At 56.4% G+C, this 9,031-nt stretch carries 6 protein-coding genes and 4 pseudogenes; 6 read left to right on the top strand and 4 right to left on the bottom strand.

The features are described 5' to 3' along the window. Window positions 1–312, bottom strand: a pseudogene (locus tag HBN63_RS21950) (hypothetical protein); the annotation flags it as partial. 357 nt (window positions 313–669) lie between these two features. Between HBN63_RS21950 and HBN63_RS14425 the strand changes: the two are divergent. The 6 genes and pseudogenes from HBN63_RS14425 (at window position 670) to HBN63_RS14400 (ending at window position 6,935) form a co-directional block, all read left to right on the top strand. After that, window positions 670–987 carry a transposase gene (locus HBN63_RS14425; RefSeq protein WP_071542627.1) on the top strand — a complete coding sequence of 106 codons (318 nt, stop codon included), beginning with the start codon at window positions 670–672 and terminating at the stop codon, window positions 985–987. After that, window positions 984–1,319, top strand: coding sequence for an IS66 family insertion sequence element accessory protein TnpB (tnpB, locus tag HBN63_RS21945; RefSeq protein ID WP_058173910.1), 336 nt, complete (start codon window positions 984–986; stop codon window positions 1,317–1,319). The genes HBN63_RS14425 and tnpB overlap by 4 nt, the downstream gene beginning before the upstream one ends. Before the next feature lie 61 nt (window positions 1,320–1,380). Then, a pseudogene (locus HBN63_RS14415) lies at window positions 1,381–2,688 on the top strand (IS66 family transposase); the annotation flags it as partial. 576 nt (window positions 2,689–3,264) lie between these two features. After that, window positions 3,265–4,938 (top strand): group II intron reverse transcriptase/maturase, encoded by a 1,674-nt coding sequence (ltrA, locus tag HBN63_RS14410; RefSeq protein WP_170049906.1) that lies wholly within the window; start codon window positions 3,265–3,267, stop codon window positions 4,936–4,938. 92 nt (window positions 4,939–5,030) lie between these two features. Beyond that, window positions 5,031–5,252: pseudogene (locus tag HBN63_RS14405) on the top strand (transposase domain-containing protein); the annotation flags it as partial. Between the two features lie 747 nt (window positions 5,253–5,999). Further along, window positions 6,000–6,935: a site-specific integrase gene (locus HBN63_RS14400; RefSeq protein WP_262498969.1), complete on the top strand. Its 936-nt coding sequence runs from the start codon at window positions 6,000–6,002 to the stop codon at window positions 6,933–6,935. A 59-nt stretch (window positions 6,936–6,994) separates the two neighbouring features. On the opposite strand, the gene HBN63_RS14395 is transcribed toward HBN63_RS14400, so the two are convergent. From HBN63_RS14395 to HBN63_RS14385, 3 genes and pseudogenes are all read right to left on the bottom strand, one after another. Then, complete coding sequence (locus HBN63_RS14395) at window positions 6,995–7,429, bottom strand: transposase (protein WP_262498968.1); 435 nt, start codon at window positions 7,427–7,429, stop codon at window positions 6,995–6,997. A gap of 101 nt (window positions 7,430–7,530) precedes the next feature. Then, window positions 7,531–7,770 (bottom strand): annotated as a pseudogene (locus HBN63_RS14390) (IS21 family transposase); the annotation flags it as partial. Window positions 7,771–8,274: 504 nt separating this feature from the next. Further along, entirely contained in the window at window positions 8,275–9,027 is a 753-nt protein-coding gene (locus HBN63_RS14385; RefSeq protein ID WP_170049904.1) for a SapC family protein, read from the bottom strand. Window positions 9,028–9,031 lie beyond the last annotated feature (4 nt).

Genomic DNA, 9,031 nt, shown 5'->3' with positions numbered 1-9,031 from the left:
AATGCCACCCCTGCGTCGCTGCGCTCCGACTGCCCGGCCGGATGGCCGTGGAACAGGTGGCCAGATGGCCCTGGAATGCCTGGCCAGATGAGAGCGGACTGGGTGGCCGGATGGCGTGGAATCCGCAGGGTGGTAGGCAGGTCTGCCAGTTTCGGCTGGAATGGTGCCATCAAAACCCAGCGAGGCCAGGTCGAGTTCATCGACGAAAACGTCAACCACCCGAACAGGATTGGTATCGCTGACGTAGTCGTCGAGGCTTTCGGGAAATAAGGTACTTTGACCTCGGTGCTCACCCTGGATAAACCGTTTCATGGGCGTCCCTTGCGCTGAAATCCTCGGAAATCATAGCAAGGGTTTACTGGTGCGTTTTTACACACTCTGGGCCGTGAGTTGCCAGTTTTAATTGGCTGGAGTCGGCCAAAAGCGGCCTGTTTGCCTGCAAAATTAATCTTTCCCTTTTCGACGAAGAATCCATGTGCTGTGGCAAATAAAATTTGCACACCCTCACTCTGGGTGTATGCCTTTGTATCCATTTATAGAATTTCAATCTGAGGGATAGAGAAATAGTCGTAAGCGTCCGCCGAACTCACCTTCCGAACTCCAGCATTAAGGGCGATGGTGTCCGCGTATTTTTAAGCGGACGCGATAGCCCTTATCGCCGGGATTCCCATGCGCCAACGAAGCTCTTACCCCAAACCATTCAAGGCCCAGGTTGTTCAGGAGTGCCTGCAACCCGGCGCGACCGTCTCCAGCGTTGCCATCCGCCACGGCATCAACGCCAACGTCATTCGCAAGTGGCTACCGCTTTATCGAGATCAACTGCCAGCTGCGTTGCCGGCATTCGTTCCAGTGAGGGCTGCGCCTAAACGGTCGACTGAAGCATCGGTGATGATCGAGCTACCGCTTGGCGAGCAAGCGATCACCGTCAAATGGCCAGCCTCCGACCCTGAAGGCTGCGCCCGCTTTGTCCGTGGGCTCACCCAGTGATCCGCATCGATACCATCTGGCTCGCCACCGAACCCATGGACATGCGCGCGGGTACTGAAACCGCGTTGGCCCGCGTGGTGGCGGTGTTCGGTGCCGCGAAGCCCCACTGCGCCTATCTCTTCGCCAATCGTCGCGCCAACCGCATGAAAGTCCTGGTGCATGACGGCGTGGGTATCTGGCTGGCCGCACGACGATTGAACCAGGGCAAGTTTCACTGGCCAGGCATCCGCCACGGTTCGGAAGTCGAACTCGACGGCGAGCAACTTCAGGCGTTGGTTCTGGGTTTGCCCTGGCAGCGCGTTGGTGCAGCCGGCGCAATCACAGTGCTGTAGCACCAGCCATTAGCCCATCGGTGTATCTGCGCTGAGCGCCTGCTCTGGCACAATCAGCGGCATGACTTCCTCGCCCAATCTCGACCAACTGACAGCTGAGCAACTGCGCGCCCTGGCCGCGCAGTTGCTCACGCAGGTCGATTCGATGGGCAAAAAGATCCACCGTGATCAAACCATCATCGAGCAGCTCACCCACGAAATCGCCTGGTACAAGCGGCACAAGTTCGCCAAGCGCAGCGAGCAGCTGAGCCCTGACCAGGGCAGCCTGCTGGATGACCTGCTCGACACCGACATCGCCGCCATCGAGGCGGAGTTGAAAGCCGTCAATCCTCCGGTTGCTCCAGCCGAACCGCGCCAACAACCCAAGCGCACAGCGCTGCCCGCGCAATTTCCGCGAACCGTGATTCGTCACGAGCCGGAGAACACCCAGTGCGCCTGCGGCTGCCAGCTGCAACGCATCGGTGAAGACGTCAGCGAAAAGCTGGATTACACGCCGGGCGTGTTCACCGTTGAGCAGCACGTGCGTGGCAAATGGGCCTGTCGCCAGTGCGAAACCCTGATCCAGGCCCCCGTGCCGGCCCAGGTGATCGACAAGGGCATCCCCACCGCCGGCCTCCTGGCTCACGTGATGGTGGCCAAATTCGCCGACCACCTGCCGCTGTACCGGCAGGAGAAAATCTTTGCCCGTGCCGGCCTGGCCATCGCTCGCTCGACACTGGCCCAGTGGGTCGGACAAACCGGCGTGCAGCTCCAGCCGCTGGTCGATGCCCTGCGCGAAGCCGTGCTGGCCCAACGCGTGATCCACGCTGACGAAACCCCGGTGCAAATGCTCACCCCAGGCGAGAAGAAAACCCATCGGGCATACGTCTGGGCCTACAGCACCACGCCCTTCACCGATCTGAAGGCCGTGGTGTACGACTTCAGCCCCAGCCGTGCTGGTGAGCATGCGCGCAATTTTCTGGGTCAGTGGAATGGCAAGCTGGTCTGCGACGACTTCGCCGGTTACAAGGCCAGCTTCGAGCAGGGCATCACCGAAATTGGCTGCATGGCCCACGCCCGCCGCAAGTTCTTCGATCTTCACGCGGCGAACAAAAGCCAGTTGGCTGAACAGGCACTGCACGCGATGGGCGGTTTATACGAAATCGAGCGGCAGGCACGGGACATGAGCGATGAAGAGCGCTGGCGAATACGGCAGGAAAAGGCCTCACCGATCCTCGATACGCTGCATGACTGGATGCTGGCCCAGCGTGATCTTGTGCCCAACGGATCAGCCACGGCAAAAGCCTTGGATTACAGCCTCAAACGCTGGGTAGCGCTGACGCGCTACCTGGAGGATGGAGCTGTGCCCATCGACAACAACCAGGTCGAGGTGCGACACGAAGTCGCTTAATGAAGTTGTTCCCCTTGGTGGGAACCACCCGTGTCACCGGGTGAATCTAGAAGGCTGAATCAAGAGCGCCTTCGACAATGGAACGAGGCATCGCAAGGTGCGGGGTACCAATCGTGAGAGGCGTACCCTTCTGGCAGCCATGGCCGGACAAGGGCTAGATAGTTGGTATGGTGAACACACGTGAATCTGCGCAACGATCGTTAAGTTGAACGAGCGGAAATGGCTTATACGCTCGAACCAAAAGGTAACGGAGGTGGGAATCGCGTCTTTCGACTACGCATTCGTGACCCACATGCCTCCCGGTCGATAGCAGGCACCTAACCCGACGCACTTCAATAAGCGGAACGTGGAAATCCCGTATCGCTCCCGCCAGGGAAAGCCGTTTGTAAAAACTGCCCATGGCGGTGCGGGCGAAGGAACGAGGAAAAAGCGAACGCCATCCTGTAATGGGCTGGATAGGAGTTGAAACATCACTTCACGCGAAAGCGGGCAGACGTTCTCATGGTCTCTCTTCACACGAGAGTAGGTAGAACCCTTTCAACGGAAGGAGAGCAAATGAACGCAGCAGCATTGGCGTGTGCACCTTCCGGCACGTCGTGGGAAGCCATCGATTGGATTGCCGTACAACGTCGTGTCAGAGGGCTGCAAGCGCGTATTGTGAAGGCTGTACAAGACGGCAGACATAACAAGGTGAAAGCCCTGCAATGGCTGCTGACTCACTCGTTCAGCGGTAAGGCATTGGCCGTGAAACGGGTGTCTGAAAACAAAGGCAAAAATACCCCAGGTGTGGACAAGGTTACTTGGAATACGCCTAGGGCCAAGATCGGTGCGATAGAGTCGTTGAAGCGGCGAGGCTACTCGCCGCTTCCGCTTCGGCGAGTTCTTATCCCGAAGAAAAACGGCAAGACGAGACCTCTCGGAATACCCGCCATGAAATGCAGGGCCATGCAGGCACTCCATCTGCTGGCTTTGGAGCCCATTGCGGAAACCACCGCCGACCCAAACTCGTATGGGTTCAGGCCGGAACGCTCGACCGCGGATGCGGCAGCACAGTGCTTTGGTGTGCTGTCACGAAAAGCAAATGCGGAGTGGATTCTAGAGGGTGACATTCAAGGCTGTTTCGACAATATCAGCCATGATTGGTTGATCGCCAACATCCCCATGGATAAGGCGATCTTGCAGAAGTGGCTCAACGCCGGATACATCCACAACGGCCAGCTGTTCCCTAGTAACGCAGGAACGCCGCAGGGAGGCATCATCTCTCCGGTACTGTCCAACATGACGTTGGACGGGCTAGAAGCGATGCTGGCGAAGAGGTTTCCTACCGCCAAATGGACAGGCAAGAAACTGCAAGCAGTGCGGTATGCGGACGACTTCATCATCACCGGGTACTCGAAGGAGTGGCTGGAAAATGAAGTTCGTCCTGCCGTGGTCGAGTTCTTGGCAGAGCGTGGTCTCACGCTTTCCAAGGATAAGACCAAAATCACGCACATAGGGAACGGGTTCGACTTTCTCGGCTGGAACGTGCGCAAGTACAACGGCAAGCTCTTGATCAAGCCTTCCAAGGCGAATATCAGCGCTCACCTTGCCAAGCTACGAGAGTTGATCAAGGCCAACAAAACGATACGGCAGACCAATCTGATAGGTTTGCTCAACCCGGTTCTACGGGGCTGGGCGAACTATCACAGTCATGTCGTCGCCAAGAAGGTCTTCAACCAGGTGGACAGTGCAGTGTGGGAAATGCTCTGGCGATGGGCGGTACGTCGCCACCCTCGCAAGACACGCCGATGGGTGAAGGATCGGTATTTCAAAGTACAAAGGGGGCGTCGATGGGTGTTCTCATGTGCTGAAAAATCCGCCGATGGTCGGAAGCGTCAGTACACGTTATTGGACGCCTCGGACACGCCAATTGTGCGACATATCAAGATCAAGGCCGCTGCCAACCCACACGACCCCGCTTGGGATGAATACTTCGAGTCCCGCTGGGGCAAGAGGATGCTCACTTCCGCGAAAGGTCGAGCCAAGCTGTACCGGATTTGGGTGCAACAGGGCGGTCGGTGCTGCGTCTGCTTCAAGCCGGTGACCAAAGACACACCGTGGCATAGTCGCCATATTGTGAAGCTAGGTCATGGCGGAACGGACGCTGCGGCTAATCTTGAGATATACCACCTGCGCTGCCCGAGGGATGTGCAATTTGCCTATGCCGATGACGTACAACCGGGTGCCTAGAGGTGCCTTAGCGGAGGCTTGAGCCGTGTGCTGGGAAACTCGCATGCACGGTTCTTAGGGGGTTGGACGCGGGCAACCGCGTCTGACTACCCGACAACCAGATCCGGCCCTGGGCCCTGGGGCGCTCGAACTGGTTGTTTGCCGGGTCGCTACGCAGCGGCAAACGCGCGGCGGCGATCATGAGCCTTATCCAGTCGGCCCGCATGAACGGGCATGATCCGTATGCCTATCTCAAGGACGTGCTGACACGCCTGCCGACGCAGCGGGCGAGTGAGGTCGGCCAACTGCTGCCGCATCAGTGGGCGCCTGCCTGAATCACGCAAGGTGAGTTCGGCGGACGCTTACCCAGAAGCAGCCAGTGGCGGACACTTTATCAAACAGCTGCGTCCATACCTCAATCGCAGGCTCGGCTTGCGACACTCAGGGAGTATCGCAGGGTACCAGTGCGACACACCTAGTCTGTCGCCAAAATGCGCTGCGATAAGCTGACCATGTCGCAGCTGTGGTTTGCGACACACTTACTGTGCCGCATACGGCATTAGAGGTGCCTGATCAGGCACCGAAAGCAGCCGAAAGTGGCACAATCACGACCACCTCCGACGCAAAGAGCGCCCAAACTGGCACTGCTTTTATTGGTTATATTTCGATATAAAAACAATATAAATCAAATATTTATATTAAAAATACGCAACCAAAAACCCAAGCGATGGCAAGCATTTTTAAATGCATCGATTGTCCATGCATCTCCGCTTGCGGGCTTCGTGCTGCCGAGCTCGTTCCTTCAGCGCCACAGGCGCTGGCTGCTTTTTGATTTTGATGACAAAAGGCTTGCGTGCGCTTTTGCTCACGGCGCACGCTGAATACAGATGAGGCGTGTCGCGTGAGTGAGAGCGCGTACCTCTTACTCGCGGCGCGAGTAAGAGGGCGTTGGGGCAGTTCGGACGGAACAAGAAAAAACGAAGCGAAGGCGTAGTGCATTTCAGTGAAGGCCGAACTGACACAACGCCATTCGCGCAGCGGCTTGCTTTGTCATCAAAACAATAAGAAAAGAGATGATGACCATGCAACCAACAACCTTGAAGCGGTACCAAACCCGAGCACGTAATTTTTATCAGCATCGCTGCGGCGAGGCTGATCCATCTTCGGCGCAGATCTGCGCGGCTTTGCTTGCCTGCGCAAGTAACTATTGCCCCAACTCATTCAGCACGCTCAAAAATTCGCTGATGAACGATCAGCTCGCACGTGGCAACAGCGACACAGCTACCGCAATCAGAAAGCTGATCAATCCGGTCACTGCACCTAATAGCAAGATGACCCGAAAATTCAAGCTGAAACAGATTCGTAAAGTCCCCTTCGAGGACTTCAAAGCACTGTACAAGCACCTTCATGCTGGGGCTAATCTCGATGAGGCCGCATCGCTTGTTCTCGCGTACTGGACAGGCGTGCGTCCCTGCGAGATGCGCACGATCTCCGTCACAGGGAACTTGGTGCAAATCATCGGTGGCAAAAAATCCGCCGAGTTACATCGTGGCGCTGACCGCACCCTAGTGATCGACAAGCCCAAGATTCTGAAATTGATTGAATGGGCCGCTCATCGGATGTCGAAATGTCCGCGCACTAACACGGCGATTCGAGATCGATTTCGTCGAGAGGCACGGGCGCTATGGTCGAGGCGCAAACAAGTTCCGACACTGAAGAGCTTTCGACACCAAATCGGCTCCATTCTGAAAGCGTCCGGAGAAAGCCCGGAAACCATGGCTTACATCATGGGGCATCAGTCAACAGAGTCGATCAGTGTCTACGGCGATGGTCGTTCTGGAGCAGACCGACAAAGTCACCTCAAACCGGTAGAGGGTATAGACCTGTCGAAGGTGCGAAAACCCAAGAATCCACCGCGATACGGTATTAGGAAAGTTGTTGGTCGAATTGAGTTTCCAGCATCCACTCGTGGCTGGCTTCCAGGCAAGTCCACCGCACCTAACTCCAGGGATACCTAACATCTGGATAGGAGATCCCCGCTCATTGGCACATGAAAAATGAGTCCATCGCCTTCCACTCAGTAATCTGCGAGGCGTACTTGATTGCGACCATTGTTCTTAGCTACGTACAGGGCCCGATCAGCCATTTCCATTAGCTCATCAGCTGTACGTTCGTGGCTAGAGGCATCGTTAACGTCGGTTTTGCGTCCAGGTACTGCACGGGCGTCCCGCGCATTAGCCAGCACGACATGCAGGCCGTGAGTTTCCAGAATTTCGTAGACCGGAATCCAATACACCCCGGTCGACTCCATCGCCACCGTGGTAATTCCGAGATCGACCAACCAGTCAGCCATTTGCTCCAGGTCGGCAGTAAAGGCCTGAAAGGTTCGCACCGGTGCTTCGGCGAGGTCGGCCGGTACTGCCACCACATGGAAGCGCGAGCCAATGTCGATACCGGCTGCACGCTCATGAATCACCGGCAGGCCATGACGCTCAGAACTGGACTTTTTCATGAGCGCCCTCCAATCACAGGAAATTCTGGACGGGGACTCGGATCAAATCACATTCCTAAACGGAGTCACGAAACGCGCCACCACTAACGGGGCCGCACCAACAGCGCCTTGGCACTGCGCCGCTGTTGCTTGGGCCGCAGCGAATCGGCTTTTAGCGCCTGCTCCAGCGTGGCGTGAAAAGGGCTGAGTTTGTTGAAGATCGCGCGGCGTTGGTAGACCGGCGGCTTGGCCTCAGGTGCTCTGACCCACTTGCGAATCGTGTTGCGCGCCAACCCGGTGCGCTTGGCTATCTCATGCAGCGACAGCTTGTCGCGGAAATACATCCGGCGAATTTTGCCCATCATTTCCATACTGATCACCCTGTGTTCTCCTGCTCAAAAATTGAGCAGAAGCAGTTGAACACCTGGGTCAGTTTTCAGTCGGCAGAACAGCCTCTACTGGGTCAGTTTTCGGTCAGCGGCAACAAGCGCTGAAGCAATTGCATACATCATGGGGCATCAGTCAACTGACTCGGTCAGCATTTACGGTAATCGTCGCTCAGGACAAGGCCGCAAGCTGCACATCAGCATTGCAGATGACGTCGCTCTTTCAGACGTGCGAAAGCCAGAGAAAGCCCACCGCTTCGGAAGGAAGAAGAATATCGGTCAAATCGAGTTCCCAGCCGCGACTCGAAAGCACTGGTTCGCGGATGCTCCCCGGCAGGCAAACCGCTACGCAGTCAGTGGCGCGCCTTCACTCAGCAAAGATCGCAGGTGAGCAAGCCCAAAACCATCATCGCTAGTGGATGATGAGCAGACATTTACCTACCCATCAGTCCATTACTTAGGAGATGCGGTTAGACATACTCAATGAAGCTGCACCGCCGAATTATCTTCCTGAGCCTTGTTTTTCAGGAAGTTGTCGAACAACTGATTGGCATTGCCCAGCGACATCAGGTGAGCATAAATCCAGCCCAAAACTCCTTTCTTGTGCAATTCTAGTACCTGCTCGTCAGTGAGTTCGGCAAAGCGCGTTTCATCAACGGCCTGAAAGTCTCGCAGCAAAAAGCTCTCGCCACTGGAGTGAGTTAGCTGCAAAGTCCGGGGAACAAGCAACTGCAGCTCGTTCAGGGCCTTGACCAGATCACGAGTGCGCTCCATTTCATGGGTGAAGTTTTGCAAAAACTGAATCATTTCATTGAGGTATTCGGTGTTCTCGCCCTCGCCGTTGAACAGCTCACGGCCTTCTTCCTCATTCCAGCCGGGGTAAGCGGCATCGAAACATACGGTGAAGTTATCCGTCTCGTCCTGGGCCAGCACGAACGGATAGCGGCGCACAAACGCAGGCACATAGGTGTTTGCCTGCCACTGGCCGGATTCATCCAGGTAGCTGTTCTGGCCTTCAGCCATGCCCAACAGAGCAATCGGCATCAGCTGTTCCCCTGAACCGATGAAGACGATCGGGTAATGGCGCGCCGCCTGGAAGAATTCCAGGCCCGCCAGCGGCACCAGATGGGTGCTCGCTGCGAAGGCGCAGTCGGTCGCCGGCTTGATTTTCAGGCCCTTGTGCTCGTCGCGGTTGAGCGCCTTGATTTCCTTATAAAGCAACATGGTGGTCATTATC

Source organism: Pseudomonas sp. WS 5011 (genome assembly GCF_012985775.1).
Classification (GTDB): Bacteria; Pseudomonadota; Gammaproteobacteria; order Pseudomonadales; family Pseudomonadaceae; genus Aquipseudomonas; species Aquipseudomonas peli.
This window is presented reverse-complemented; position numbering and strand designations above follow the sequence as displayed.

Bases quoted from the DNA above. Each gene is read 5' to 3' on its own strand.
- ltrA (WP_170049906.1), top strand. From the start codon at position 3,265: ATGAACGCAGCAGCATTGGCGTGTGCACCTTCCGGCACGTCGTGGGAA.
- HBN63_RS14395 (WP_262498968.1), bottom strand. From the start codon at position 7,429: ATGAAAAAGTCCAGTTCTGAGCGTCATGGCCTGCCGGTGATTCATGAG.
- HBN63_RS14385 (WP_170049904.1), bottom strand. From the start codon at position 9,027: ATGACCACCATGTTGCTTTATAAGGAAATCAAGGCGCTCAACCGCGAC.
- HBN63_RS14400 (WP_262498969.1), top strand. From the start codon at position 6,000: ATGCAACCAACAACCTTGAAGCGGTACCAAACCCGAGCACGTAATTTT.
- HBN63_RS14425 (WP_071542627.1), top strand. From the start codon at position 670: ATGCGCCAACGAAGCTCTTACCCCAAACCATTCAAGGCCCAGGTTGTT.